The organism is Streptomyces sp. NBC_01439 (assembly GCF_036227605.1).
Taxonomy (GTDB): Bacteria; Actinomycetota; Actinomycetes; order Streptomycetales; family Streptomycetaceae; genus Streptomyces.
This window is the reverse complement of the sequence record NZ_CP109487.1, coordinates 5,968,955-5,994,975: the sequence shown is the minus strand read 5'-3', so window position 1 is coordinate 5,994,975 and position 26,021 is coordinate 5,968,955. Positions and strand designations below refer to the sequence as shown.

Sequence of the window (26,021 nt, the reverse complement as noted above, 5' to 3'; positions counted from 1 at the left end):
AGCCGCCTGCGGACGCCCGCCGGAAGACTGGCGGACGGTTCAGCGCGCGGAACGGCCGACGGGCGGAACGGCCGACGGGCGGTTCAGCGTGCGGAACGGCGCAGTCGGCGGGCCCCCAGCAGGAGGCCGCCACCGGTGGCGAGCGCGGCCACTGCGCCCGTGCCGTACACCCAATCGCGCGGGCCGGTGTGGGCGAGGGAGCCCGCTTCGACGGGATCCTCCGGCCCCTCGACCGAGAACCGGTAGCCGCCCGCCTCGCCGATCCAGTCGCCGTCGTCCCCCTTGCGCTGAACGAGGGCGGCGTCGGCGACGACCTCGCCGACGGGCGCGTCGGGGGCGAAGGAGAGGCCCACCTTGACGGTGAGGGAACCGCCGGGGCCCACCGCGAAGCCCGGAAAGGCGTCGCCGCCGTCGAAAACGGCGATGATCTCGTCGCGGTCGCTGCTCTCCAGACTGACGGGGAAGGTGCCGCCCGGGGCATCGAACTCCATGCGCAGGTGCGCGGGGCGCAGGGTGTGGGCCTTGTCCGCGAAGACGACGATCGGGTGGATGGCCGTGCACTCGGAGTTGGTGGTGTTGGTCAGGTCCAGGTACCAGGTCTGCAGCCCGGCACCGGTGCGGTACACGGCCGGACCTCCGCGGATCCGCGCCCCGATGGGGAAGGCGCTGCTCTTCCCGTCGCCGCAGGTGGCCAGCGTGCGCGAGGGCAGTGCGGGTGCAGGGCGTCCGCCGCCCGCGCCGATATCGGCTCCGGCGGTGGGCGCGGTGGCGGCGACCAGGGCAGCGGAGAGGGCGGCGGTGAGGGCAAGGGCTTTGCGCAGTCGCATGGAAGACCTTCGCTGCTCGCCGGACGGGACGATGATCGGACGAGGTGACAATCACCCCGACCCTGCCCGCACCCTGCCACCCCCGCGCGATCCCCCACGGGGAGCCGCGCCCGAGTTGCTCCGGTTTACGCCTGGATGGCGGATGAGGTCAAGTGCCTCACCGCCCTTCGAGGTACGGGACCCGGGGGAGCCCCGCCGTTTCAGCCCGCGCGCCCGAACAGTGGCGCCAGCGCCAGCTCCGCCGCGCCCTCCGCCACACCGGCTCCCGCCAGGGCGACCACCGGGCGGGCCGGATCCAACGCGCGGGCCGCGAGGACGGCCCCGACCCCGGCCACGAAGACCTCCGGCGCCGCCGCCACCACGCGCCCGCCGAGCAGCACCCGGTCCACGTCCAGCAGCGCGACCAAATTGGCCGCCCCCTCGCCCAGGATCCGTGCCGCCTCGGCGAGATCACCCCGGGCCACCGCCCCCAGGCACAGCACCTCCATGCAGCCCCGCGCCCCGCACCGGCACGGCGGGCCGTCCAGCAGGAGCACCTGGTGGCCGAACTCCCCCGCCGCCGAGCGGGCCCCCCGGTAGACCCCGCCGCCCAACCACAGTCCCGCTCCGATCCCGGTCCCGACGTGCAGGTACACGCAGGTGGGGGATCCGCCGCCGGCATACGCAGCTGCATCCGGCCCGACGTCCGCCCCACGCCCGACGTCCGCCTGCACGCCCGCCTGGGCAGCCACATCCGCGTCCGCGTCCGCGTCCGGCCAGGCGACCCGGAGCCACGCCCCGGCGGCCGCGGCCGCACCGGCGTTCGTGTCCTTGTCCAGGAGCACCGGCAGGCCCAGCAGCCCCTCCAACACCCCCCGCAGCGGGAAGCCCTTCCAGCTCGGAAACCCCGTCACCCGCCCCATCGACCCGGCCCGGTGGTCGAGCGGCCCCGGTGCGGCCACCCCGACGCCCAGGAGCGGCAGCCCGGCCGGGTCCGCGACCCTCGCGACCGCCCGTACGATCGCCTCCACCGCCGCCTCCGGGCCGAGCCCGAAGTCCAGCGGGCCACCGCTCTCGGCGACGACGCGGCCCGCCAGGTCCACCCGTACCGCCCGGAGCTCGTCACGGTCCAGCTGCACTCCGACGGCGTGACGTACGTGCGGCACCAGCTGGAGCAGGGTGCGCGGCTTGCCGCCGGTGGACGCGGCGCGTCCGGCCTCCGCGATCAACCCGTCCGCCCAGAGTCGGGCCGTGATCTTGCTGACGGCCTGCGGGGTGAGCCCCGTACGGGCGGCGAGTTCGGCGCGACCCAGGCCCGCCGGGCCGGCGCCGCGCAGCAGATCCAACAGCAGTGCCTCGTTGTACCCGCGCAGTGCAGGCAGGTTCACCCCGCCACGGCTCTCCCCGCTACCCCTGTTCACCCGCCCATTGTCCACCCTCCTTGCACTTTGACAACAGTGTCGCCAAAGTGGTCCCCATGAGCACCTCCGCCCCTACCACCCCCCTCCGCGTCGGCCTCATCGGCTACGGACTCGCCGGCTCCGTCTTCCACGCCCCCCTCGTGGCCGCCACGGACGGGCTCGCCCTCGACTCCGTCGTCACCTCCGACCCGGCCCGACAGGCCCGTGCCCGCGCGGAGTTCCCCGGCGTGCGCATCGCCGCCACCGCCGCCGAGTTGTGGGACCGGGACCTCGACCTGGTCGTGATCGCTTCCCCCAACCGGACGCACGTCCCGCTCGCCACCACCGCACTCGAAGCCGGCCTCCCGGTGGTCGTGGACAAGCCGCTCGCCGCCACCGCCGCCGAGGCCCGCGCGCTCGCCGCCCTCGCGGACCGAAGCGGTACCTTCCTCTCCGTCTTCCAGAACCGCCGCTGGGACAACGACTTCCTCACCGTGCGCCGCCTCATCGCCGGCGGCGAACTCGGCGAAGTACAGCGCTTCGAATCCCGTTTCGAGCGCTGGCGCCCGCAGCTGAAGGGCGGCTGGCGCGAGTCGGGCGCCCCCGAGGAGATCGGCGGCTTGCTGTACGACCTCGGCAGTCACGTCGTGGACCAGGCGCTGGTGCTGTTCGGCCCGGCCGTACGGGTCTACGCGGAGGCCGACTCTCGCCGCCCGGGCGCCGAGACCGACGACGACACCTTCATCGCGGTCACGCACGCGAACGGAGTCCGCTCCCACCTCTACGTCAGCGCGACCACCGCCCAGCTCGGACCACGGTTCCGCGTCCTAGGCTCCCGGGCCGGCTACGTGAAGTACGGCCTCGACCCGCAGGAGGGCGCCCTGCGCGAGGGGCTGCGGCCGGACGGGGACCTGCCCTGGGGCGAGGAGCCCCCGCACCTGTGGGGACTCCTCGGTTCCGGCGAGTCCCCGCTGACCGGCGGCGGGATCCCGGTCCCGACCGAGCAGGGCGACTACCCGGCGTACTACGCGGCGGTCGCAACCGCCCTGCGCACGGGCGGGCCCGCGCCCGTGACGGCGATCGAGGCCGCGCACTGCCTCGACGTACTGGAGGCGGCCCGCCGGTCGTCCGAGGAGGGCGTGATCGTGGAGCTTCCGGCCGTGGCGTCCGATCCCGCCTGACGGCCGAAGCCCCGGATACGAGGAGCAGGCGAAGGCACGGGTGCGGGGCGTGACTGCCGGCGGCAGACCCGCCCCGTGACCGTGACCGCACCCGTGACCGACTACGCGCCCTTGAACTCCTGGCACTGCCGGCCGAGACCCGTGATCTCCACCTCCACCACGTCACCGGCCCGCAGGTAGGGCTTCGGCTCCGGCTGCCCCATGGCCACGCCACCCGGCGTACCGGTGACGATGACGTCGCCCGGGTACAAGGTCATGAAGTGGCTCAGGTACCGGACGACCTCGCCGACCGGGAAGATCTGGTCCGCGGTGTTGCCGTTCTGCTTGAGCTCACCGTTGACCCACAGCTTCACGTCCAGGACCTGCGGGTTCGGCACCTCGTCGGCGGTGAGCAGCCAGGGGCCGAGCGGGGTGAAGGTCTCGCAGTTCTTGCCCTTGTCCCAGGTGCCGCCGCGCTCGATCTGGAACTCGCGCTCCGAGACGTCGTTGACGAGCACGTACCCGCCGACGTGCGCGAGTCCCTGCACGGCGGAGTCCAGGTAGCGGGCGGTGCTGCCGATGACGACGCCGAGCTCGGCCTCCCAGTCGGTCTTCACGCTGCCGCGCGGGATCAGCACGGTGTCGTCGGGGCCGACCACGGTGTCCGGGGCCTTCAGGAACAGGATCGGCTCGGCCGGCGGCTCCGCGCCGATCTCGGCGGCGTGCCCGAAGTAGTTCAGGCCGATGCCCACGACCTTGCCGATGCGGCCGACCGGAGCGCCGATGCGCAGACCTTCGCCGCTCAGGACCGGAAGCTCGCCGGATTCGGCCGCGTCCCGTACCCGGGTCAGGACGAAGTCGTCAGCGAGCAGGCCGCCGTCCACATCCGTGATCAGGCCGGACAGGTCGCGCAGGGTCCCGTCCCGGTCGAGCAGCGCGGGGCGCTCCGACCCTGCGGGTCCGACACGCAGCAGCTTCATGGGCATTCTCCCGTGGTCGTGGGTGGTCGGCCCGGGGGCGTGCCCAGGGCCGGCCGATGGGTTGCGGCCATCGGAGGATTGGTTGATCCTCCAAGATGGCCACCCAATCCGCAAGACCCTGTTCACAGACTGGAACGCTCGCCTCCACCCGTCAGCTGCTCCGCCCGCTCCTTGCGGTACTGGAGCCAGGTACGCTCCGCCACCGACCACGCGGTGGTGGTCAGCAGGTACAGCCCGGCGGCCAGCGGCACCACGGCAGCCGTGATCAGCGTCCCGAACGACAGCAGGGGCAGTACGCCGCCCAACTTGCGCATGACCTCCTGCTGCTCGGCGCTCACCTCGGCCATGACCCCGCCCCCGGCCCCCGACGTGACCCCCGCCTTCGCTCCGCCCTTGGGGGCGACCCGACCGGCCGGCTTCTTCGGGTCGGCGGCAGCCGCAGCGGCGGCCGCAGCGACCGAGGCGGCCGTCCGGCGCCCCCGCACCGCGCTCCAGGCGGCCACCACCGCGATCGCCCCGAACAGCCCGAGGAACACCAGCCCCTGCGCCCCGAACGGGCCGCCCTCGCCCAGCGCATCGGTCCACCGGGCCCCCAGCGGCGCGGCGAAGAGCCGGTGCCCAAGCAGCTCGTTCGCCTTCCCGCCCACCTCGGTGGAGGAGAACGCCTGGTACATCACGAAGAACACCGGCAACTGCAGCAGAATCGGCAGGCACCCCGCCGCAGGAGTCGCTCCCCGGAAGGCGGCCCGACTCAACGGGTGCAGCGCGAGCCGTACGAGCACGGTGAACAGCACGATCGCGGCAGCGGTCGCGGACTGCGCCAACACCGGCTCCAAAAGCCGGCCCAGCTCAGCAACAAGGTGGGTGAAAACGGACACGCGGGCCCTCCGAAGGGTCTCGTCGAACGTCGAAAGAGATGCATTTCGGCGTGACGACCCGCGAGGGGCGACAACAGTGATCAGTCAGCAGAAGGCGAGAAGTACTGCGCGCCCCTACGCGGCCGTCGGGACGAGACGGCCGGGCGCCCTGGGCCTCGACCGGCCCGAGGCATCGGGATCACGCTGCGGCAGGAACGCCGTGCGCTGCTCGCGATCACGGATCGCGGTGCGTATTCGGTGCGGCGGCACGGGCCGCACGAGCCGCGCGGCGGCGGCGAGAGCCGCGGTGCCCACGGCGACGGTGGCCGCGAGGGCGACCACCACGGCGCCCAGCCCGCCCTCCCCGGCGAACAGCCCGAGGAATCCCCCGAGCAGCACGAGCGGGAGCAACAGGGCAAGGGCCCGCGAGATCCGCGAGGCCCATGAGATCCGCGCGAACAGGGCGTAGGACAGCAGGCGGCCGCCGCGTCGTTGCCGAGCCATACGGACCTCCCCCTCTCCACTCCCGCGCACGAACTCCCGTACGAGATCGATGGTAACCGGGCCCACCGGCAGATCCATCGGCCGCAAGTATCAAGGTCAGGAAGACTTGAGTAGGGTCCCCCAGACCACCAGCCGGTACTTCGAGCTGTACTCGGGCGTGCAGGTGGTGAGCGTGATGTACGCCCCGGGCTCGCTGTACCCCTGGTCCGGTTTCACCACGCTGCGCGGCACGGGCGCGATCACTCCGGTGTCCCGCTCGGTGGTCTCGCCCAGGACCTTCCCGACCACGTACGTGAACCGGCGCCCGCGCACGTCGACGATCAGTTCGTCCCCCGCCCGCAACCGGTTGACGTACCTGAACGGCTCGCCGTGCGTGTTCCGGTGCCCGGCCAGAGCGAAGTTCCCCTGCGCACCCGGCCCGGCGGTCCCCGGGTACTGACCGGCGTAGCCCTTGTCCAGGACGGCCCGCTTGTCGACGCCCTGCGCGACGGGCACGACGAGCCCGAGGCGCGGGATCCGCAGCACGGCGTACGCCCGGTCCCGCCCGGCAGGCCCGTCCGGCCCGCCGGCGGACCTGCCGGCCCGGGTCGCCGCGGCCGCCGCCCCCGGATCCGCCGGCCCGCTCGACTCCGGCCCCGCCGCCGGAACGCCACCGCCACCGACGCCCGCCCCGTCCCCGCCGCCCACTTCGGCCCCACCACCGGCCCCGGAACCACGGTCGGGACCGTCGCCCCAGGACCGCTCCAGTGCCTGGACCTGCTCCTGCGCGCCGGCCGCCGCCTGCCGATTGGTCCACCACACCTGATGCACCACCAGCAACAGGACCACCACGCCCACGGTGACGATCAGCTCGGCGCCCGCCCACAACACCGCCGCGAGACCGGCCCGGCGCTCCCGCCGGCCGCTCCCCTGCACCACCACGGGTACGCGATCTCGCACGGGCGGCACCCTAAGTCCTCCCCCGCCAACTGACCAGCGGCAGTACGGTGTGAACCATGCGCCCCGACACGCCTGCCGAGCACATCGCCGAAGCCGAGCGCCTCATCCGCACGGCGACCCGCTACCCCGAGGACCAGGAGCCCTTGCTCCTCCAGGCCGCGGCCCACCTCGAACTGGCCGACGCACGCGACCGGGCGAGTGCCCTGTACGACCAACTCCTCTCCTCCTCGCCCGCCGACCCCCACCTGATCAAGGCCCTCCAGGCGGCGAACCTCTGGGAGTACGGCCACGAGGCGGAGGCACGCGCCCTCATCACGGGCATCCGTGCCGCCTCGCCCAAGGACCCGGCGCCGTGGGAGGTCATCGCGGAAGCCCTGGAGGCCCACGACGAGTTGGAGGCCTCGCACGACTGCTTCACCGAGGCGGCCACCCTCCTCATCGCCGAAGACGACCCGCTGACCCCGGCCACCACCGCCCTCCTCACGGGCCGCCACCGCGTACGCCGCCTCCTCGGGCTCCCGCACGACGACTGGGACATGGTCGCGGACACCCGCCACATCGGACCGATCCCCCTCGACGAGCTCCACGACCCGAAGCGCATCTGGGCCCTGGGCTCCGACGACCCCGCCGAACTGCGCGCCGAGATCGCCCGCCTGCGCGCCGAACTGGGCGACCGCCGCGCGGCGCTCTCCCGCCCCTTCCCGGTGGCGATCCTGCACTGGCCGCAGCGCGAACTGTCAGAGCTGCTGACCAGCTACCCGACGCTCGCCTCCGAATACCCCTCGCACGAGGCCCACCTGCGGGAGATCGAAACGTCCCTCCGCGCCCTGGCCGCCTCGGGCACCACGAACCTCGGCATCGTCACGGCGAGCGTCCCCTCCTACGAGGCATTCGCCGCGTCGGAGAAGACTTCCCCGGCTTCCCCGTCCCTCCTGGCCGAATACGCCACGACCCTGGCGGCCCGCGGCAAGGCCACCTCCTGGCCCCCGACCCCCACGGCCTCCTGCTGGTGCACGTCGGGCAAGCCGTATTCGGAGTGCCACGGGGGCTGAACACGGGGTGCTCAGCACAGGGGGGCTGAGCACCGGGGCCAACCACCAGGGGCTATGACGCAACGGTCCTCAGCGGTCCGCCGCCGCGTAGGAGGCCGTGGCCACCGCGGCGGCGGCCGTGAAGACCGCCGGCCAGGCGCCGATCTTCTTCGCCAGGGGATGCGATCCCGCGAACGCGGCGACGTAGGCCGCGCCGAGGAGGGCCGTCGTCGTCGGGGTCGTGCGGCGGCGCCATTCACGGGCCGCGAGGGTACCGGCGGCCGCGAGGACCACGCCGCCGAGCGGGCGTACACCGGTCCACCGGGCCGTGGCGTAGCCGCCGACCAGGCCGGCCGCCGCTAGTGCCGAGGTGGGAATCTGCGCGATCTGCGCCATCGTCGGGGCCTCCAGCCGTTCGAACGTCTCCGGACGAGGCTAACGCGCGCGCCGGGTGAAGCGGCGCGCGGTCGTCACGCCCAGGACCACGACGGCTCCGCCGAGGACGCCGGGCGGGACGGCGTCCTGGACGGCGCGGGGCAGGACGGCGATGACGCCCAGGGTGATGAAGAACGCCACGGCGCACGCGGCGAGGCCGACCAGGGCTTTGCGCAGGAGAGAGCTGGACACACGGGTTCAACGCCGGGCCCGGGGCGGCGATACGGGCGATCCGGGCCGCCGTACGGAAGTCGGATTTGTCGCACACACTCCGGATCCGCGTAGGTGCCCTCCGTGGAACCTCCCCGGCGTAGATTCACTCTCCTACACGGGCGATACGACCCAAGTCGCCCAAGCCGGCCCAAGGAGCTGCAAACGTGATCTGTTACGGACCGGCCGTGCTGGACCTATCGGACGAACTGGCCGACGCCTACAGCGAAGTGTTCTCCGCGCCCCCGTGGAACGAGGATGAAGAAACCATTCGCCAGTTCTCGCTCCGGCTCCAGGCCGACAGCCGCCGCGCCGGATTCCGTACCGCCTTCGCGCAGTCGCCCGCCGGCATCGACGGCTTCGCCACCGGCTGGCTGACCCCCAAGGCCTTCCCCCGCGACCGCGGCTACGGGCAGGTCTCCGCGCAGCTCGGCCGGCAGCGCGTGCGCGAACTCCTCGTCGGCGCACTGGAGATCGACGAACTCGCCGTACGCCCGCACGCGCGCGGGACCGGCACGGGGCGCGCCCTCCTCGCCGAGATCACCTCCGACGCCCCCGACGACCGCGCCTGGCTGCTGACCGCCCGGGTGGCCACCGACACCGTCGCCACCTACCGGCGCCTCGGCTGGCACGAGGTCACCCCCCTGCCCGACACACAGAACGGCGTCGTCGTCTTCCTCGCCCCGAACCACCCCTCGGCCTGAGCATCGGGCGCGCACCACCGGGCCTACCGGGGCATGATCGCCCACAACACTCCGCCCGCCCGCCTCGCCCGCCTCGCCCAGCGGCAGCTCAACATGGCCACCCACCACCAGCTCACACAGGCCGGGATCCCGGCCGGCACCATCAGCGGCCGCAGCCGCCGCGGAGGTCCCTGGCAGCGGCTCCTGCCACGGGTGTACCTCCTGCAGACCGGCCCGCCCGACCCCAGGCAACAGGCGCTCTCCGCCGTCCTGTACGCCGCCCACCCCGCGGCCGATCCGCTCTCCGGGTCCACCGCCGCGCTCACCGGCGGCGCCGCCCTCGCCCTCCTGGGCGTCCGCGACGCCCCGCCCGAACCGCTGGACGTCCTCGTCCGCGCCCCGCGCTCGCCGGCCGCCACCGGCCGGGCCCGGCCCCGCTCGACCTCGCGCTGGCCCGCCACCCTCCACATCTGCGGCGTCCCCAGCGCCCGCCCGATCCGGGCCGCCGCCGACTTCGCGTCCCGTACGGACGATGCCGATCTGGTGCGCTCCGTACTGGCCAACGTCGTCCAGGGCGGCTGGTGCCACCCGCACGACCTGCACGCCGAACTGCGCGCGGGCCGCGTCCGCAGCCGCCCCGCCGTACGGGCCGCGGCCGCGGAGCTGGTCGCCGGGGTCCGCTCGATCGCCGAGGGCCGCGCACGCGACGCCCTGGCGGCGACCGACCTCCCGGACCCGCTCTGGAACGCCCGCCTCCACGACCCGGGCGGAGCCTTCCTCGCCAGCCCGGACGCGTACTGGCCCCGGGAGGGCGTGGCCCTGGAGATCGACTCCGCGGAGTACCACTACACGCGCGACGCCTGGCAAGCCACCCTGCACCGGCGGCTGCGCCTGGAGTCCCGGGGAGTCCTGGTGGCCAGTACGACCCCCGGCATCCTGCGCGACAGGCCGGCGGACGTGATCGCCGCCCTGCGCGCCCTCCTCGTACTGGGCGCCGCCCGCCCCGCGCCCCCACAGGTCACCGCCCGCGGGCACGCCCAGCTGGAACTGCCGCTCCCGCCGTCCTACGCCCCGAAGGCGCGGGACACCGTATAGATCAGCAGGCCCGCCAGAGCGCCGACCACCGTGCCGTTGATCCGGATGAACTGCAGGTCACGGCCGATGTGGGCCTCGATCTTGCGGGAGGTGTGCTCGGCGTCCCAGCCCGCCACCGTGTCCGTGATCAGCGAGGTGATCTCGGTCCGGTAGGTGGTGACGACATAGACGACCGCGCCCTCGATCCAGCCCTCCACCTTCGCCTGCAGGCGGCCGTCGGTGGCCAGGCGCGCACCGAAGGAGATCAGCGAGGCACGGACCCGCAGGCGCAGCTCGCTCTGCTCGTCCTCCGCCGCCGAGATGATCATCGACCGGATCGCCGACCAGGCGGAGGCGATGACGTCCTGGACCTCGTCGCGCGCCAGGATCTCGGACTTGAGCCGCTCCACCTTCGCGCGGGTCTCCGTGTCCGACTGGAGGTCGGCCGCGAAGTCCGCCAGGAAACGGTCCACCGCCCCGCGCGCCGGATGCTCGGGCATGTCCCGCATCTCCGTGACGAAGCGCAGCAGCTCCTTGTAGACGCGCTCGCCCACCTTGCGGTCCACGAACCGCGGGGTCCATCCCGGAGCGCCGCCCTGGACCGCGTCCGTGATCGAGGCCCCGTGCGTGACGAGCCAGTCGTGCGCCTTGGCGCAGACGAGGTCGACGGCGCGGCGGTGGCCGCCGTCCTCGACGACCCGCTCCAGGGTCTTGCCGATGCCCGGCGCGATCTCGGCGGTCTCGGCACGCCGGGTGATGGCCTCGCCCACCACGGCCTGCACGTCGGAGTCGCGCAGCACGGTCAGCGCACCGCGCAGGGCGGCCGCGAGCTCGGCCGTGACCCGGTCGGCGTGCACGGGCTCGGCGAGCCAAGAACCGAGCCGGCCGCCGATGCCGAGGGCGTGGAGCCGGGCCCGGACCACGTCGGCGGAGAGGAAGTTCTCCCCGACGAACTCGCCCAGGGTGACGCCGAGCTGGTCCTTCTTGGTCGGGATGATCGCAGTGTGCGGGATGGGCAGGCCGAGCGGGTGGCGGAAGAGGGCGGTCACGGCGAACCAGTCCGCGAGCGCGCCGACCATGCCGGCCTCGGCCGCGGCGGCGACGTACGCGGCCCAGCCGCCCGCGCCCCAGGCGTGCTGGGCGTACTTGGCGAGTACGTAGACCAGCGCGACCAGGATCAGCAGACCGGTCGCGGTGGCCTTCATCCGGCGGACCCCGCGGCGGCGCTCCTCATCGGCGGCGCTGAACACGAACGCGCCACGGGTGGGCGGTGGTGCGGTTCTGGTACCTCCGGTGGTGCTGCGGTTCTCCACGTGCTCCTGCCTTCCCCCGGGGGCGCCGGTTTTGTCTGCATAGCATCCGACTCCTGGGCGGGACGAGGAGTTCCCGCCACGCCAGTCCGCTCCCGCGGGGGTGGCGGTGACGGCCCGGGGTACCCCCGGCCCCCTCGGCCTCCGGCCGGGCCGCGTCGACCTACGGTTCGCTCCCGCGGGGTCGGTGCGGGGCGCTCCCGCGGGGCCGGTGGGGGTCGGCCTGCGGGCCGGGATCCGGGTCCGGTGTGGGCTGGTGCGGGTCGGCCTGCGGGCCGGGATCCGGGTCCGGTGTGGGCTGGTGCGGGTCGGCCTGCGGGCCGGGATCCGGGTCCGGTGTGGGCTGGTGCGCGGGGCCGGGGAGGGGTGTCTCCTCGGCTCGCGCCAGGCGGGCAGGTCTCGGCTGTGCGCGGTGGTTGCGCGCTCGTCCTGCGGGGACACCCCTCCCCGTCCCCGCTCCCCACGCGTCGGGGCGGCTTCGGGGCACTGTCGGAGCCCTGCCGTGGGGCGGGGACACGCCGGAGTGTCCCCGCAGGACGAGCGCGCACCCCCGAGCACCACCGCGACATGCCGTACCGCGCGAGCCGAGGAGACACTCCGGCGGGGCACCGCCCCACACCACCCAGCCCCGCCGGCGCTTGAGGCGCAGGGGACGGGGCCGAGCCCCGACACCACCGACCAGCCACAGCCGAGCACCGCGCAGCGACCCCGCACCGCCCCACACCACCCAGCCCCGCCGGCGCTTGAGGCGCAGGGGACGGGGCCGAGCCCCGACACCACCGACCAGCCACAGCCAAGCACCGCGCAGCGACCCCGCACCGCCCCACACCACCCAGCCCCGCCGGCGCTTGAGGCGCACGGGACGGGGCCGAGCCCCGACACCACCGACCGGCCAGAGCCGAGCATCGCCCAGCGACCCCGGCGGGAGTCGAAGGGCTACAGCTCCTTGCGGAGGGACGGGCCGCCCAGGCGGCGTTTGCGCTGCTTGACCTTGATCTCCACGCCGCCCCAGAAGGCGAAGCCCGTCACGACCACCCGCGGCGCGCCCGGCTCGAACGGGCCCGGGTTGTCGCGCTGGTCGAAGGCGCCCATGAAGCCGAAGCCCCGGACGTCCAGTTCCACCCCCGGCGGCACCGTGATCTCGATGCCGCCCATGATCGCGACGCAGTTGATCACCACCTCGCGCTGTGCGAAGTCCGCCTCGCGCAGGTCCAGCTCCCCGCCGCCCCAGAACGCCACCGCGTCGAACCGCGCCGGCACCGTCCACCGGCCCTTGCGCTGGAAGCCCGACATGACCGCGACGGCCGTCGCCGAGCTGCCTCCGCCGCCGATCCGGCCCGTCCAGGGCTCGGCCGCCGCCGTCGGCGCAGCCACCGGCCCGCCCACCGGCCCGCCGGCCGGCGCCGGCAGGTCCCGCGTCAGCGGTTCCAGTTCCGCGTACGTCCGCGACTTGTACGCCGCGTCGAGCCGCTCCTCGAACTCCTCCATGTCCAGCCGGCCCTCGGCGACGGCGTCCCGCAGACGCTCCACCACCCGGTCCCGGTCGGCGTCCGACGCCCTCAGCTCCGGCAACGGCTTCTCCGGCCGCTCGTCACTCATGCGGACCAGACTATGCAGGTTCGTCGGGGAGTTGTATGGCCGAGCCCCTGAGATCGCCCCGGATCTTCCCCGGCTTTCCCCTGATGCGGGCGGGGACTCCGGGAAGCGTCAGCCGCGTCCCGCGTACATCCGCGCGATCACGTCCTCGATGTCCGGCTCACGTACCGACAGGTCCACCAGCGGGTAGTCCGCCGCAACCGCCGCAACCAGCGGCGCCGCCGACGCCCCCGCCGGGAACGCCAGCCACTGCCGCGGCCCCTCCACCTTCACCACCCGCGCCCCCGCCACACTGATCGGCGCGAGCTCCCGCTCCAGGTCCACCACGAGCGTCCGCTCGCTCTCCCCCGCCGACCCCGCCTCGTGCAGCCCGCCCAGCGGCCCGTCGTACATCAACCGCCCGTGGTCGATCACCATCACCCGCTCGCACAGCTGCTCGATGTCCTGGAGGTCGTGCGTGGTGAGGAGCACGGTCGTGCCGAGTTCCTCGTTCAGCTGCCGCAGGAAACCCCGTACCTTCGCCTTGCTCACCACGTCGAGCCCGATCGTCGGCTCGTCCAGGTACAGCACCTCCGGGTCGTGCAGCAGCGCCGCCGCGATGTCCCCGCGCATCCGCTGCCCCAGCGACAACTGCCGTACCGGCACGTCCAACAAATCGGCCAGGTCGAGCCGCTCCACGCAGCGCTCCAGGTTCTCCTCGAACCGCGCCCTCGGCACCCGGTACAGCCGCCGCATCAGCCCGTACGAGTCCTTCAGCGGGAGGTCCCACCACAGCGTCGTGCGCTGCCCACAGCAGTATCTCAAACGATGTGATCAATGTTACAATGAGTAACAGGAGATCACGCAGTGCAGTCACAACCGAACATCATCGAGCGCGTCCACAGGGGCGACCTCACCGGCCTCAATATCGCCGGATTGGTTCGACTGTCCTTCGAAACCCACCCTGACCGTGAAACGTCCGGTCTTCCGCTCACCGGTGGGGACATCAACAACCGCAACGAACAAGAGGCGCTCTGCCGCAAGTACGTCGAATCTCGGGGCGGCACCTACGTCGGCACCTACGACGAGCCTGACACCTCGGCGTGGAAAAAGAAGCGCATCAAGCAGGAAGACGGTAGTTACATCTACCGCGTCATCCGCCCGGTGTTTGAGGGGATGCTCGGCGACCTCAAGAAGGCATCCACTGAATCGGAGCACTTCACCCCCGCCGAGGGGTTCGGCAAGACCACCCACGTAGATGGCTCGGTCGTCTATGACATCGACCGTCTCACCCGCGACCACCGCCACCTTGAAGACGCCATCGAGGTGGTGCAGTACTACCACCGCCCGATCCTCGACATCCGTGGATCGCTCGACCTCCTGACGGACAACGGTCGTTCTGCGGCACGCTACGTCCTGAACGCCCGCGCCAGTTCATCCACCGACACGTCACGTCGGCTGAGGGACAGTCACCTCTCGCGTGCCCTCCGGGGCATCCCGGTTGGTGGCAACCGCGCCTTTGGATGGGCGGATGACAAGCGCACCATCATCGACAAGGAAGCGTGGCAGATCAAGGCAGCAGCTCGTATGTTGCTCGCTGGCGTGAAGGCTTCAACCATCATCCGCAAGTGGAACGCGGCGGGAAGGCTCACCACCAAGGGCAATCCCTGGAGCCGTAGGACGTTCGTCCTCATGATGACGTCGCCCCGCATGGTCGGGTATCGGGTGCATGGCCCGATGGATCAGCCGCACCACACGCGCTACCTCACCGACGACCAAGGCAACCCGGTCAAGGGCCAGTACCCGGCCATCTTGGATGAGCACACCTGGCATTCCGTCGTGGCGCTACTGGCAGGCCCCGACCGTCCAGAAGGACACGTCAACATCGGGAAACTCAAGTACATGCTCTCGCACATCATCCGGTGTGGGAGCTGCGGAAAGAAGCTGTCGGGAAACGCCAAGGGTAGTGGACGCTTCGACTACGCCTGCAAGGTCAACGACGGCGGATGCGGCAAAGCCTGCGGCTCAGGCAACGCGATTGATGCGCTGGTAACCAAGCTCATCTTTGCCCGACTCGAAGCACAGCGCATCGAGGTCGAAACCCAGCCGTGGCCGAAGGCTGATGAGCTCAAGGCACTCAACGCCGCCAAGGTAAACCTCTTGGCCCAGTTCAAAGAGAACTCCGACATGGGGCCGCACATCTGGCCAGAGGTACGGAAGAAAGAAGCGGCTATCGCGGTACTCGTCAAGGAGCGCACCGCCTACGCCAAGAAGCATGCCGCGCCGAAGTCAACCAACATGGTCGAGACGTGGCCGAGCTTGGAAGTAGAACAGCGGCGAGCCATCGCGGCTCAGATGTTCGAGGCGATCATCTTGATGCCCGCCACCAAGGGAAGCAACCGGTTTAATCCTGAGCGTCTTCAAGTGGTGCACCGCCAAGGATAGCGCCGATCCTCTTCAACTGACCTGCCGTAAGCTCCGGCGCATTCGCTAGCTGCGCATCAATCCAGTCCTGCACCGCTGTCGGTGCGGGGCTGGATTTTTTTGTGCCCGCCACACTTTGAAACAGCTCGACCTTGCTGGCCGGCTGCTGGATCAAAGGCGCTGACGTTCTTTCTTGCTTGGCTGTCATAGACATTTCTCTGCCTTAATTATATATCAACCACTCCCAAACTCCACCGACCAAACTCCTCAAGCCCTCCACCAGTTCATTTTGGCTAAATAGAAGTACGGCCGAGGAACAAGCCTCGACCGAGAACCAAACAACCGAGTGGAGCAGAAATGGCAATCGTGAGCCAGAAGGTCTCAGACCTCAGCGGTAAGCAGGGCGACGACAAGCAGTTTGCGGCCGTCGTTGTCCGGCAGCACCCGGACATCGACCAGCCCAAGGCGCTGGACGTGCTCGTACCCGAACTCAAGGCGTTCACGGACACCAGCGCCGATCTCGTGATTCTCGAAATCACGATGCCGGACAACACCAAGCGTGACGCGTACGTCCCGCTTGAGGAGTTCAATAAGGCCGCCACCGACATGCCGAAGGTTCTGAGGGATGCACGCGGCACCCGTGGCCGCGTCCCTGGAACCCGCGTCGGTAACGGCGGCTAACCCCTCAACTCCGCATCTACCAACGCTCCCGGTAGATGCGGAAACCCCCGTCCTGGTGACCTACATGGGTCATCGGGGCGGGGGTTTATCAATCCAGTCATTCGAACTAACTTATCATTTCGCTCACGCTTGCAATATAGTCCGACATATCCCATAATCCACTCCCAGTGAGAACAGATGTTGAATCTATAGGCTACATCTGTAATGCCGCTCGCCTCGATCCGATATCAAGGCAATGAGCTGCGTGAATCTTGCTAAATCCAACCCGTCCGCGAGAAATCGCAGAGATGGATGTGAACCCGCATGGGTTTTGGGGAAGCTCTAGGCGACTTCGCCATGGCGCTATTCAATCCTGTTGAGTACGAGCGGCGTAAGGCTGCGCGAAGGGCTCGTGAAGCTCAGTCGCGTGATGGTCGTCTCCGCTCAGCTGCGCAGGGTGCGGGGCTGGCCGCCGGAATGATCGTCACAGGCGCACAGGCGTATCAGGAGCCCGCGCAGAACAGCACCAACACGCAGGGCAACTACGTGGACTCCCAGGCCGAGAACCGACGCGCCAACCAGGCGCGCGGTCAACGTCGGGACACGACCTACAAGGGTCGCCAGCGTGGCGGCTCGGGTCGACAGGGCTAGCACCTATACCTAGGTCCCTACAGGTTGTCCGCCTCCTCTTCGGGGGGGGGGGGCGGACAACCGCAGAAATATTGGAAATCATCATGAAGGTTCTAAGTAGAATAATTCTCAGCATTATCTTAACTGCCACCGGTTTGGCTGTTATTTTCTTCGCTCTGCCGCTCATACTGCAATCCCCAGACTGGATCGACGTGGGAGGGTTTATTATTCTTGCAGCCATAGGTGTTGTGGTTGGCGTGAATGGGGTTCGGATAGCTCAAGGAGCGAGCGTGAGGGATGTGCTGAGTGATGTTTTTCGGGGACTTGGCAGGTAGGGTGACCTACCCTCTCCGAGATGGATCCCCCTTCTTAAACGACCGAACTTCACCCTCAATCCTCAGTTACTCGTGAAAATATAGCGATTGGGGTTGCGTCTCATTGGCACACCCACCCCTGCCGTAGACATTCTCTTCGGTGTTGTAATCTGCGCCAAAGTCATTGAATACCTCGCACCCATTCCCCATAGTGGAATAAAGGAGCAAACCCGACCACACGCGGTCACTCACTCCCACGACAAGCCGAGCAGCCATACTGCAAGCAACCAGCACTCACCGAGCGTTGGTCTTGCTTTGTGCACCCCAGATTTTAGAAACGAGATAGGAGGACTAATGACAAGACTGATTCACTAAACCCCACCACCAAGCGAACAGGACCACCGGATCACTCCGGCCTCGCCTGGTTCGAGATTCACTTCCCCCACGAGCTGGCCCCGGCCGACGTGACCAAGGCACTCCAACCGCTGGCCTACCGACCCTTGGTCGGCTGGTTCAAGCGCACGCCGGCGGTCGCCCTTGAGATTCGGGCATCATCCGGTCGAGACATCCGCTGGTTGGTCGGCCTCGACCAACGCATAGCAGGCGGGCTGCCCGGCCAGATGCAGGCACAGCTCCCCGGCCTGGTGCTGGTTCCGCTGGATCAACCAGACCGGCCAACGCCATTGGTCGTCGCCAACGTCAGGTTGTCGAACCTCGCCGACCCCTTGCGTACCGACATGGCCGCCAGCGTCACCGCTGGACTACTCGAAATTATGAACACCCTCGGTAGAGGGCAATCCATCGCCTTGCAGTGGGTCATCGGGCCGAAGCAGTCTCGACGTCGTAGGCCGGAAGCGTTCAACATCGCTCGTGCCCTCGGCCTGGTCGCCGTCGCCCAGGAGACTACCGACGACCGGCGGCTCTGGAAGCTCAAGACGGCCGAGCCGCTGTTCCTTGTCCGGGGCCGGATCGGCGCGCGTGCTCGTGACGCTGAATCCACTCGTCTTCTCGTCCGACGACTGGGCGAAGCGCTCCAGCTTGTCAGCAGCAGCCGAGCAGAACTTTGGATCACCAGAGGCTCTGTCCGCAGCGTCCACCAGCTCGACGAGGCCACGACGAATAATCGGTGGTCGGGTGTCCTCAACATGGCCGAGCTGGCGTCTGTCGTCGGCTGGCCGGTAGAAGCGACGGGGTCACGGCACGCGGGCCACGGCCGCCAGTACCCGGCACCTTCCGCGCTCCTCGTGCCGGGAGAAGGACGGCACCAACCAGGCGCACGCGTCCTCGGCGCCGGCCTGCACCCAAGTCAGCGCGACCAACTGGTGACGCTGCCGACGGAAAGTGCCCGCCATCATCTGCACGTCGTCGGCCCGACGGGAAGCGGCAAGTCCACGCTCCTGAACCAACTGCTTCATGCCGACATCCAGGCAGGCCGAAGTGTCTTCGTCCTCGAACCCCGAGGTGACCTCGTAGAAGCGACCCTGGCCGGCGTCCCCGCGGAGCGTCGTAAGGATGTGGTGGTCATCGAGCCGGGTTCGTCTGGCGAGGTCGTTGGCTTCAACCCGCTGGCGGGACCACACGAGGACGCCGAGCAACGTGCCGACCATCTGCTGCACTTGTTCCGCGAGCTCTACGGCTCTGGGCTAGGGCCACGGAGTAGCGACGTTCTCATGCACGCCCTGGTGGCCTTAGCGAGAGGCGACCAGAGCACGCTCGCTGACCTTCCTGTCCTGCTGACCAACGCAGCCTTCCGCCGACGGGTGCTCGCCAGCGTCAACGACCCGCTTGTCCTCGCTCCCTTCTTCTCTTGGTACGACGGTCTGTCGGAGGCAGAACGTCAGCAAGTCGTCAGCCCGGTACTCAACAAGACCCGGGCTTTCTTGAGTCGTACCGCCATCCGAAGACTGCTCGGTCAGGCTCGACCGCAGTTCACGTTGGACGAGCTGTTTCAACGTCCGCGCATCGTGCTCGTGAACCTGAACACTGGCGTCATCGGGGCGGAGACATCCCAGATGATCGGTGCGCTCCTGGTGACGCAGCTCTGGCAAGCCATGCAGCGGCGAGCGGTGGTTCCGTCGAACCAACGACACGCGGTCATGGTTGTCATAGACGAGGTACAGCAGTACCTCCGGCTCCCCGTAGACCTCGGCGACATGTTCGCCCAGGCACGCGGCCTTGGTGTCGGGCTCACGGTGGCGCATCAGCACATGGGTCAGCTCCCGCCGAAGATGAAGGCCGGGATCATCGCCAACGCCCGTAACCGTGTGGTCTTCCGTCCCAGCAGCGAGGACGCGTCGACGCTCGCGAGCGTTCTCGGCGGCGGCCTCGCTGCCGGTGATCTGTCGCTCGTCGGTAGCCATGAGGCGTACGCCGAAGTCCTGGTGAACCGCCGTCCAAGCGAACCGTTCCTTATCCGTACGCGTCAGCCGGACACGCGACCCCTCAGTGATCCCACCGACCTACGACGCCAAAGCGCGCAGCGGTTCGGGGTGGACGGCGGCGGCCTGGACGACGAGTTACAGCGGCGCTGGCAAGGACGATCCTCAACGCCCGACGCTCCAATTGGCCAGCAGCCACGGAGGACAGCGTGATGGTTTCGTCTCGTGGTTCGCTCCGCGTCGGTTGCGGTGGTCGGTATGCCTCTGTTGCTGGGACGTACGCGCCAAAGAAACTCTCACCAACGGGAGTTCACCCATGGTGAGGCCATCCCTCATCCCAGCGGCGCGGGTGGAACGGCTGCGTCGTCGGCTCAGCCCGCGTGACCTTGCGGTGCTGGCTTCGCTGCACCGTGTGCGGCTGCTCAGTCTCGACCAGATTCGCCGCCTGGCCGTGACGGATGGATCGCCAGCAGCAAGGACGCGCCGCGCGCAGCTCATGATGACCCGGCTTAGTGAGCTCGGTGTCGTGGTGCGGTTCTCTCGAATCATTGGGGGCGTGCGGGCGGGATCGTCCGGCTACATCTACGGGTTGAGCGGGCTCGGTCAAGCGGTCATCGACACGGACGGCCCGCTCGGTGGCAGGCGTCGCCGGGTCTGGGAGTCGAAACCCTACTTCCAAGACCACATGCTCGCCGTCGCTGAACTCTACGTTCAACTGGTCGAGCGACACCGGGAAGGTTCGACGGAACTACTGACCTACGACGCCGAGCCGGCCAACTGGCGTCACTTCACCGGCCCCGGCGGCGAGCTGGTGCAGATCAAGCCGGACGCCTACGTGCGGTTGGCTCACGCGGCTATCGAGCACAGCAGCTTCATCGAGGTCGACCTGACCACCGAGACGCTGCCGACCATCCAGAAGAAGTCACAGCGGTACATCGATTACTGGCGAAGCGGCATGGAGCAACAGTGGCGTGGTGTCTTCCCGAAAGTCGTCTGGCTGGTGCAGAACGAGCGACGGGCCGAGAAGATCACGGGAGTTGTCAAGAAACTCGCCAGTGACGCCCAGGCGCTCTTTGATGTCGGCCTCCTTGATGACGGCCCGCAGTTGCTTGGAGGGTCGGGACAAGGAGCCGCCGCATGATGATGTCAAAACCACAGTGCAGAAGTCCGCCGCGAGGTTCACAAGCGGAAGTGAAAAGTTTTAACTGGAAGGAGAATAATTAATGGATGAGGTAATCAAACGTGCGATCCCTGGAGGTGAAGATACATTACTACTCACAGTGCGCGAGGCGTACATGAGGCTACGAATAAGCAAGTGGAAGCTGTACGACCTGCTGCGGTCGAAGCAGCTTGAGATGGTCAAGATTGGTAGGCGGACACTGATACCGCTGCGCTCAGTCGAAGCGTTCATCTTGAAGGGCTGGAAGGAGTCCTTAGCCTGATGGCGCGCCGTAACGCAAACGGTGAAGGCACGATCTACCGACGCCAGGATGGACGCTATGAAGGTGCCGTCTATGTACTAACGAGCAATGGAACACGTAAGCGGGTTCGCGTCTATGGCGCGACCCGCGCCGAGGTTTCAAAGAAGCTCACCGAAGCCAAGGCGAAGAACGACCAAGGCATCCCTGTCGCAGACAAGACGTGGAAGCTCGGGGAATACCTCGACTACTGGTTGAAGGAGGTGATTAAGCCTAACCGCCGCGCGACGACGTACGACCTGTACGAGGGAAACGTTCGACTGTATCTCAAGCCCGGCTTGGGCCACCTCACACTCAACAAATTGAGCGTGCCAACACTCCAGACTTACCTTAATCGACAGTTGGCAGCCGGGCAGTCTGTGCGCAAGGTGCAGACCTTACGAGAGGTAGTTAGCTCGGCCCTTACACAAGCCATGCGAGAGGAACAGCTCACACGCAATGTCGCCCAGCTGGTCACCGTTAGAGAAACCTACGGCGAAGGTGAGGAGGTGTGGCCGTGGTCATCGCATGAGGCGAAGCAATTTCTTGAAGCAGCCAAAGTGCACCATTGGTTCCCGGCTTTTCTTCTATCAGTACTGTACGGGATGCGTCGCGGTGAGGTTCTTGGGCTACGTTGGCAAGACATCGACTTCGTGCACCAGAGGATCTACATCCGACAACAGGTCTTTCGGGCTGGAGGGAAAGTACAAATAGGACCGGTCAAGACAAAGGCCGGTCAACGCACCCTCCCCTTGCTCGGAGTTGTAGCCGATGTATTGAGAGAGCATCACGAGCGACAAACACCCTCAGAGGGCGGCCTAAACTTCACCACCTCGACGGGCGGACCTATCGAGCCACAGAACTACAGCCGAGCTTTCTTGCACCTCTGCGCCAAGTTTGGGATGAGGCGAATCAAGTTGCACCATCTTCGCCATGGAGCTGCAACCCTAATGAAGGAGCTGGGTGTCCCAGACAAGGACATTCAATTGATCCTCGGGCATAGCAGTGTTGCGATCACGCAGAAGATTTACCAGCACGCCAGCATGGAGTCACGGTTTACAGCCCTGACCTTAATGACGGAAGCAGTTTCATCGGCGAGCCCGATAAGTTCACAAATGACAGCGCAACCTGACGGCAACACGGATTCGCAAGATAGTGAGGGTTGCCGTCAGAACTGCCGTCAAACACCTACTACGCCATCTCTGAGTGCACGTTTCAACTTCGCCGATGAGGCTAAAAACAAACCGACAACAGGGGTGCCTGCTGTCGGTTGGTTGGATAATTTCCTTGGTGATCTCACGGAGAATCGAACTCCGATTGCCAGGATGAAAATTCGAAACAGGTCCGTGCGAGGTAGTGTGCGACAGCGCGCCACCGAGGTTGATGCTTTCTTACAGGACAGCCGAAGACGGTGGCTGCTCGGCGTCGTAGCCGTCAACGTTGCCGTCAAAGACACCAGGGGCGAGGAGGCAGAACTTGCTGCGTAGTTCGTGATGACCAACCCGCCGCCGGCCACACCCCTTGGAAGGCGCGGCCTACGGTGGCGGCACGGGGTCGATGTTGGCGACTACTCGCGGCCATTCGAGAACATGTGGTTATGTTCCGACAGTGCGATACCACGCCAGTACTTCCACCGATCGACGATATACGCCTTTCTCTCGGTACTCATGAGGTCAGTTCGGGATAGTCCTTCCGACGGATCACCGATGGCCTCGCTCATTTCCGTGATGTGATGTCCAGTTGAAAAGGTCGGTGGTACCGAGTGCAGGCTCCATGCGTCTACCTGGCGCGTGAGGGTGGCGTAGTCCCCTGCTTCTCTCTCCGGAGCCAACTGGTCATAGGTGAAGTAATGTTCACGACTCCGAGGCATGTGGTCACGCTTCTGCCGCATGTAGTCGGGGTTGTCGTGGGGTGAGGTCGCCGCGCGGAACTCTGAGTCTCGCCCATAGACGAGAACGAACTGTGGCTCAACGGGGCGGTGAGAGTATCTGGGGGCGTATGTCTTCGCAAAAATGAGCTGGTTCTCCGGAGAAGAGAACCAGACCTTCCACTCGGTGAGTTGGTCGATCGCCTGTGTCAACTCGGCGGTTGGTGTCCTCGACCCCTTGTTGAACCAAGTCTTTCGAGGGCTCTCGATCTCGATGCAGATCGGCCGGATAGCTCCTGTGTCTCGTCGAACCCACATGAAGTCTGGGACGCGCGTTGGACCTAGACCTTTCAGCGGAGGCTGTCGAATCACAGCGGAGAACGAAGGCCCGTGATGTCCTCCGGGGCCGATGTTGTCCGTCGCTCCTGGGAGGAAGCAGGGGTGCAGCTCCAAGAACTCCTGCATCTCCCGCTCATTCGGGGATGAATCCAGAAGGCTCTGCCACTGGGGCTGCAATGAGGCTCGATAGGTCTCCCAGGTAGGCGCTTGTGGACGGTCTGGACTTGTGTCGGTCTCTGCATAGGGGAAGTTGCGCACCACAGCAGTATGGATGGAGTCGGAGAGCGGAGCGCAGACAATGGCAACTATCAAGGTGAGCCGACGGACCACCGGGCCGCCACGTGGTAGACGCGTCCTCGACCGCAGCCGGCGGGGAGGGTTGAACCGTCGCAACTACCCGAGCGCCTGGTTACGCCCCACAACGCAGCGAGGACTCCCCCGAACCTACTGGGTAGTCCTCGCTGGTGATCCGACCGACCCAACACTGGCGCCGCGCTCTTGAACGAGCGCTTCAAACTGCGGATATTGGACTTATGGCACAAAAGAATTAAAATGAAAGCAGATGAAAGCTGCTTTCTCGGAGATCCCCTACGTGCCACCCAAAGCGACCGCTAAAGATTACGCGGGGCGCGCACTTGAACTCCTCCGAGGATTCGAGCACCTTGATCCACGGCTTCTCGCTTACATGCTCGCCCCCAGCAACATTCTTGCACTTGCTGGACTTCGTAGTTTCAGCCCATATAACGACAAGCTTCGGTTTAATCTCGACATGCCGAAGTTTGAAAAGCTCCTCTCGGACAATGGACTCTTATGGCTCAACGAGAATCCCAACGGGAATGATTCCGACCTGCCGTCATACGCTCTCGTTAATTTTGACGTTGCCGACCACCTGAGCGAAGCGTACCCGCTTGATGCCATTGTCTCTACTGGACCGGTACCCGAACGCTCAAACTGGGGATTCTTTGCATGGGTGGGCGCGCTTGATATTTCCTTCGCCAGAGCCATTGAAAACAGCGTATTACCAAAGCAGTGGCTCGCAGACTGGTGGAGTCCACACAACATCCGCTTCGGCATGCTCCTCGGATATCCAGGGGCGGCGATCTCTAGCTTTGTGCAGTCGGGAATCGGGGATAAGCAACCAAGCGAGATGGATCACGTGACCATTTCTTCTGGCCTGCTTAGCAGTCCGGACGTCGCGTTTCTGATTGATAGAAACTTGACAGCCAGAGAGGACGTCGCAACCGTGATCCAGCTATGGCAAGCAACGCTTGTGGCAGTGTACGAGGTGTATCCAGAAGAACGACTCATGGCTGATCGTGATTTTGCGGCCATCGTCAACAAAAAGATTTAAGGTACGTTGCTGCAACAGCAAAGCCCTAGCCGACCAAAACAGTCGACCAGGGCTCTGGTAGGAGTGACGTCTATTTGATGTCGCCGACAGGGTGATGCGGGTCGGTCGGCGCCGTTGCGCACTTATACCCGCCAGTGCATTTGAACTTACAGGTCGTGCTCCAGGTCGGACCTCGCCCGTTACAGTTCGAGCACTTCACCCATGTCTGCTTCTTCTTGCAGGTCTTACAGTACGTATCTTTCTTATCCCCGTTGTACGACATGCGGCTCCTACCCATATCTCGTGCATGACTTGGTCGCTGACTACAGAGTTGCAAGCCTGAATTGCAGCTCATGGATCTCGGGATAGATCTCCTTAGTCACGCGATTGAGTGCGTGCAGGGAGAGTGTGGACCGTTGGGCTCGTCGAACCAGTTCGATTCGCTCCTGCTCCTGCTCCTGGCGACTCTTTCCCTTTATGCCTCCAAATAGACCCCTCTTGGGTTCTGGGATGGGAAGCATTCGCGCGACGGCGGCGGCAATGCGTTGTTCGTCGTCGTGTTCACCACGATCTGCGGCATCTGCAAATGCCCTGAGTGCGGCAGCCTCGGCGGTCAGTTCAGCAATCCTTGCCCGCATTTCATCTGGACTCATCAGGAATCCACCCCATCTCAGATGATCAAGCTGACGGGTCATCAGCGACCCGATCGGGAGCGTACCCGGGGTCGCGCAGCTTCACCTAGGTTCGACCAATTATGACAACCTTTGTATCTATATTTGAGATGTTGATCATTTATGTGATCGTCACCCATGTGGAAATGGGCGTGACATATAGGGAGGAACCACGTCATGGTGCAGCAAGGATGAAGTAACCGACCTACTCGACGCCGGCCTCGCGCTCATAGACGAGCGCTTCAAGCACGTACCGTGCGACGTGATCCGGGTTCGAGTGAATCAAAGCTCCAAGAGCCGAGGGATCAGCTCCGAAAAGAGACACACCTGTATCATCTCCTGCTGCTCCTCGGGCAGCCGTCGGAAGACGCGCGTCAGCTCGTTACTGCGAACCTGCTGCTTGACCACGAACACCACGTACGGGAAGAATTCATCCGTACTCGCCTCGACCGCTCGCCAGTAACCCGCCACCTTCTCGCGGATACGGGCGGGCTGTTCCGTTCCTAGGTCGATCTCAAGGAAGTAGCTGCTTCGTCTTTCCTGCTGCGGGTACTCCACCATCGCGAACAAGTCCGCACGCACACTCGGAGGTACGGGAAATTCCACCGACCAATCCTTAAGCTGGAGCACCCCGAGCTTTTCCGCCCGTCGCAACTCCAAGTAGGTGTCGGCAATCATGAGGGCATGGTTATTGACGTTCGGCATCAAGCGGCCGTCGACGTCCAGGAGAAGCCGCCCAGCGCGGCCGAGCTGGTACACAAATGCCCCCGCCCCGCCCTTGCTGCCAGTCGCCCGACGACCAACCCGAGACAGATACCCGAGCCGTACGAGTCGCCCGATAACTTTATCGGGCACCGAATGGGATCGGTCAGCAAAGAGGAGTTCACTTAGGTGGGTTGAGGCAAGCTGCGAAAAGGTGTGAGTGAGCTTGAGTACGTCATAGTCGCGGTGGGTCAGTTCCAACGTCCGTTCTCCGTCCGGATAGAC

The 26,021-nt window shown here is 66.8% G+C and carries 24 protein-coding genes and 1 pseudogene; 11 read left to right on the top strand and 14 right to left on the bottom strand.

The annotated features are described in order from the left end of the window. Positions 1-83 precede the first annotated feature (83 nt). Both OG207_RS27090 and OG207_RS27085 read right to left on the bottom strand, forming a co-directional pair. Positions 84-827 carry a hypothetical protein gene (locus OG207_RS27090; RefSeq protein WP_329101667.1) on the bottom strand — a complete coding sequence of 248 codons (744 nt, stop codon included), beginning with the start codon at positions 825-827 and terminating at the stop codon, positions 84-86. Positions 828-1,027: 200 nt separating this feature from the next. Then, entirely contained in the window at positions 1,028-2,194 is a 1,167-nt protein-coding gene (locus OG207_RS27085; protein WP_443072740.1) for an ROK family protein, read from the bottom strand. 89 nt (positions 2,195-2,283) lie between these two features. Between OG207_RS27085 and OG207_RS27080 the strand changes: the two genes are divergently transcribed. Then, on the top strand, positions 2,284-3,387 hold the full coding sequence (locus tag OG207_RS27080) for a Gfo/Idh/MocA family protein (RefSeq protein ID WP_329101663.1): 1,104 nt from the start codon (positions 2,284-2,286) through the stop codon (positions 3,385-3,387). 101 nt (positions 3,388-3,488) lie between these two features. On the opposite strand, the gene OG207_RS27075 is transcribed toward OG207_RS27080, so the two are convergent. The 4 genes from OG207_RS27075 to OG207_RS27060 all read right to left on the bottom strand — a co-directional run bounded on the left by OG207_RS27075 (position 3,489) and on the right by OG207_RS27060 (position 6,646). Beyond that, positions 3,489-4,346, bottom strand: a complete 858-nt coding sequence (locus tag OG207_RS27075; RefSeq protein ID WP_329101661.1) for a fumarylacetoacetate hydrolase family protein — start codon at positions 4,344-4,346, stop codon at positions 3,489-3,491. Between the two features lie 122 nt (positions 4,347-4,468). Next, positions 4,469-5,224, bottom strand: coding sequence for a YidC/Oxa1 family membrane protein insertase (locus OG207_RS27070; protein ID WP_329101659.1), 756 nt, complete (start codon positions 5,222-5,224; stop codon positions 4,469-4,471). A 114-nt stretch (positions 5,225-5,338) separates the two neighbouring features. Next, positions 5,339-5,707: a DUF6412 domain-containing protein gene (locus OG207_RS27065; protein WP_329101657.1), complete on the bottom strand. Its 369-nt coding sequence runs from the start codon at positions 5,705-5,707 to the stop codon at positions 5,339-5,341. 96 nt (positions 5,708-5,803) lie between these two features. Continuing rightward, positions 5,804-6,646, bottom strand: a complete 843-nt coding sequence (locus OG207_RS27060; RefSeq protein ID WP_329101654.1) for a class E sortase — start codon at positions 6,644-6,646, stop codon at positions 5,804-5,806. A 56-nt stretch (positions 6,647-6,702) separates the two neighbouring features. On the opposite strand from OG207_RS27060, the gene OG207_RS27055 reads away from it, so the two are divergent. Beyond that, entirely contained in the window at positions 6,703-7,698 is a 996-nt protein-coding gene (locus tag OG207_RS27055; protein ID WP_329101653.1) for a hypothetical protein, read from the top strand. A gap of 69 nt (positions 7,699-7,767) precedes the next feature. Here OG207_RS27055 and OG207_RS27050 read toward each other — a convergent pair whose 3' ends face one another. Together OG207_RS27050 and OG207_RS27045 are read right to left on the bottom strand one after the other, a co-directional pair. Then, the gene (locus OG207_RS27050; protein WP_329107917.1) at positions 7,768-8,064 is read right to left on the bottom strand and encodes a hypothetical protein; all 297 of its coding nucleotides are present in this window, start codon (positions 8,062-8,064) and stop codon (positions 7,768-7,770) included. A gap of 48 nt (positions 8,065-8,112) precedes the next feature. Continuing rightward, positions 8,113-8,304 carry a hypothetical protein gene (locus tag OG207_RS27045; RefSeq protein ID WP_329101651.1) on the bottom strand — a complete coding sequence of 64 codons (192 nt, stop codon included), beginning with the start codon at positions 8,302-8,304 and terminating at the stop codon, positions 8,113-8,115. A 185-nt stretch (positions 8,305-8,489) separates the two neighbouring features. Here OG207_RS27045 and OG207_RS27040 point away from each other — a divergent pair, with 185 nt between their 5' ends. Beyond that, positions 8,490-9,026 carry a GNAT family N-acetyltransferase gene (locus tag OG207_RS27040; RefSeq protein ID WP_329101649.1) on the top strand — a complete coding sequence of 179 codons (537 nt, stop codon included), beginning with the start codon at positions 8,490-8,492 and terminating at the stop codon, positions 9,024-9,026. Between the two features lie 33 nt (positions 9,027-9,059). Then, positions 9,060-10,100, top strand: coding sequence for a hypothetical protein (locus tag OG207_RS27035; protein WP_329101647.1), 1,041 nt, complete (start codon positions 9,060-9,062; stop codon positions 10,098-10,100). Here OG207_RS27035 and OG207_RS27030 read toward each other — a convergent pair. The 3 genes and pseudogenes from OG207_RS27030 to OG207_RS27020 form a co-directional block, all read right to left on the bottom strand. Further along, the gene (locus OG207_RS27030) at positions 10,070-11,329 is read right to left on the bottom strand and encodes a DUF445 domain-containing protein (RefSeq protein ID WP_329107914.1); all 1,260 of its coding nucleotides are present in this window, start codon (positions 11,327-11,329) and stop codon (positions 10,070-10,072) included. The genes OG207_RS27035 and OG207_RS27030 overlap by 31 nt on opposite strands. 996 nt (positions 11,330-12,325) lie before the next feature. Further along, positions 12,326-12,988 (bottom strand): DUF1707 SHOCT-like domain-containing protein, encoded by a 663-nt coding sequence (locus OG207_RS27025; RefSeq protein ID WP_329101645.1) that lies wholly within the window; start codon positions 12,986-12,988, stop codon positions 12,326-12,328. 108 nt (positions 12,989-13,096) lie between these two features. Continuing rightward, positions 13,097-13,777: pseudogene (locus OG207_RS27020) on the bottom strand (ABC transporter ATP-binding protein); the annotation flags it as partial. A gap of 54 nt (positions 13,778-13,831) precedes the next feature. Here OG207_RS27020 and OG207_RS27015 point away from each other — a divergent pair. The 6 genes from OG207_RS27015 to OG207_RS26990 all read left to right on the top strand — a co-directional run bounded on the left by OG207_RS27015 (position 13,832) and on the right by OG207_RS26990 (position 22,314). Further along, entirely contained in the window at positions 13,832-15,409 is a 1,578-nt protein-coding gene (locus OG207_RS27015) for a recombinase family protein (protein WP_329101643.1), read from the top strand. 336 nt (positions 15,410-15,745) lie between these two features. Beyond that, on the top strand, positions 15,746-16,069 hold the full coding sequence (locus tag OG207_RS27010; RefSeq protein ID WP_329101640.1) for a hypothetical protein: 324 nt from the start codon (positions 15,746-15,748) through the stop codon (positions 16,067-16,069). Positions 16,070-17,456: 1,387 nt separating this feature from the next. Next, positions 17,457-19,583 (top strand): type IV secretory system conjugative DNA transfer family protein, encoded by a 2,127-nt coding sequence (locus OG207_RS27005; RefSeq protein ID WP_329101638.1) that lies wholly within the window; start codon positions 17,457-17,459, stop codon positions 19,581-19,583. 103 nt (positions 19,584-19,686) lie between these two features. Further along, the gene (locus tag OG207_RS27000) at positions 19,687-20,511 is read left to right on the top strand and encodes a replication-relaxation family protein (protein ID WP_329101636.1); all 825 of its coding nucleotides are present in this window, start codon (positions 19,687-19,689) and stop codon (positions 20,509-20,511) included. Between the two features lie 82 nt (positions 20,512-20,593). After that, the gene (locus tag OG207_RS26995) at positions 20,594-20,812 is read left to right on the top strand and encodes a helix-turn-helix domain-containing protein (protein WP_329101634.1); all 219 of its coding nucleotides are present in this window, start codon (positions 20,594-20,596) and stop codon (positions 20,810-20,812) included. Next, positions 20,812-22,314 (top strand): tyrosine-type recombinase/integrase, encoded by a 1,503-nt coding sequence (locus tag OG207_RS26990; RefSeq protein WP_329101632.1) that lies wholly within the window; start codon positions 20,812-20,814, stop codon positions 22,312-22,314. The genes OG207_RS26995 and OG207_RS26990 overlap by 1 nt, the downstream gene beginning before the upstream one ends. A gap of 80 nt (positions 22,315-22,394) precedes the next feature. Here OG207_RS26990 and OG207_RS26985 read toward each other — a convergent pair whose 3' ends face one another. Further along, positions 22,395-23,159, bottom strand: coding sequence for a Shedu anti-phage system protein SduA domain-containing protein (locus OG207_RS26985; RefSeq protein ID WP_329101630.1), 765 nt, complete (start codon positions 23,157-23,159; stop codon positions 22,395-22,397). A gap of 436 nt (positions 23,160-23,595) precedes the next feature. Between OG207_RS26985 and OG207_RS26980 the strand changes: the two genes are divergently transcribed. Continuing rightward, on the top strand, positions 23,596-24,384 hold the full coding sequence (locus OG207_RS26980) for a hypothetical protein (protein ID WP_329101628.1): 789 nt from the start codon (positions 23,596-23,598) through the stop codon (positions 24,382-24,384). Positions 24,385-24,686: 302 nt separating this feature from the next. On the opposite strand, the gene OG207_RS26975 is transcribed toward OG207_RS26980, so the two are convergent. Together OG207_RS26975 and OG207_RS26970 are read right to left on the bottom strand one after the other, a co-directional pair. Next, positions 24,687-25,016 carry a hypothetical protein gene (locus OG207_RS26975; protein ID WP_329101626.1) on the bottom strand — a complete coding sequence of 110 codons (330 nt, stop codon included), beginning with the start codon at positions 25,014-25,016 and terminating at the stop codon, positions 24,687-24,689. A 300-nt stretch (positions 25,017-25,316) separates the two neighbouring features. After that, complete coding sequence (locus OG207_RS26970; RefSeq protein ID WP_329101624.1) at positions 25,317-25,997, bottom strand: replication-relaxation family protein; 681 nt, start codon at positions 25,995-25,997, stop codon at positions 25,317-25,319. Positions 25,998-26,021: the final 24 nt, after the last annotated feature.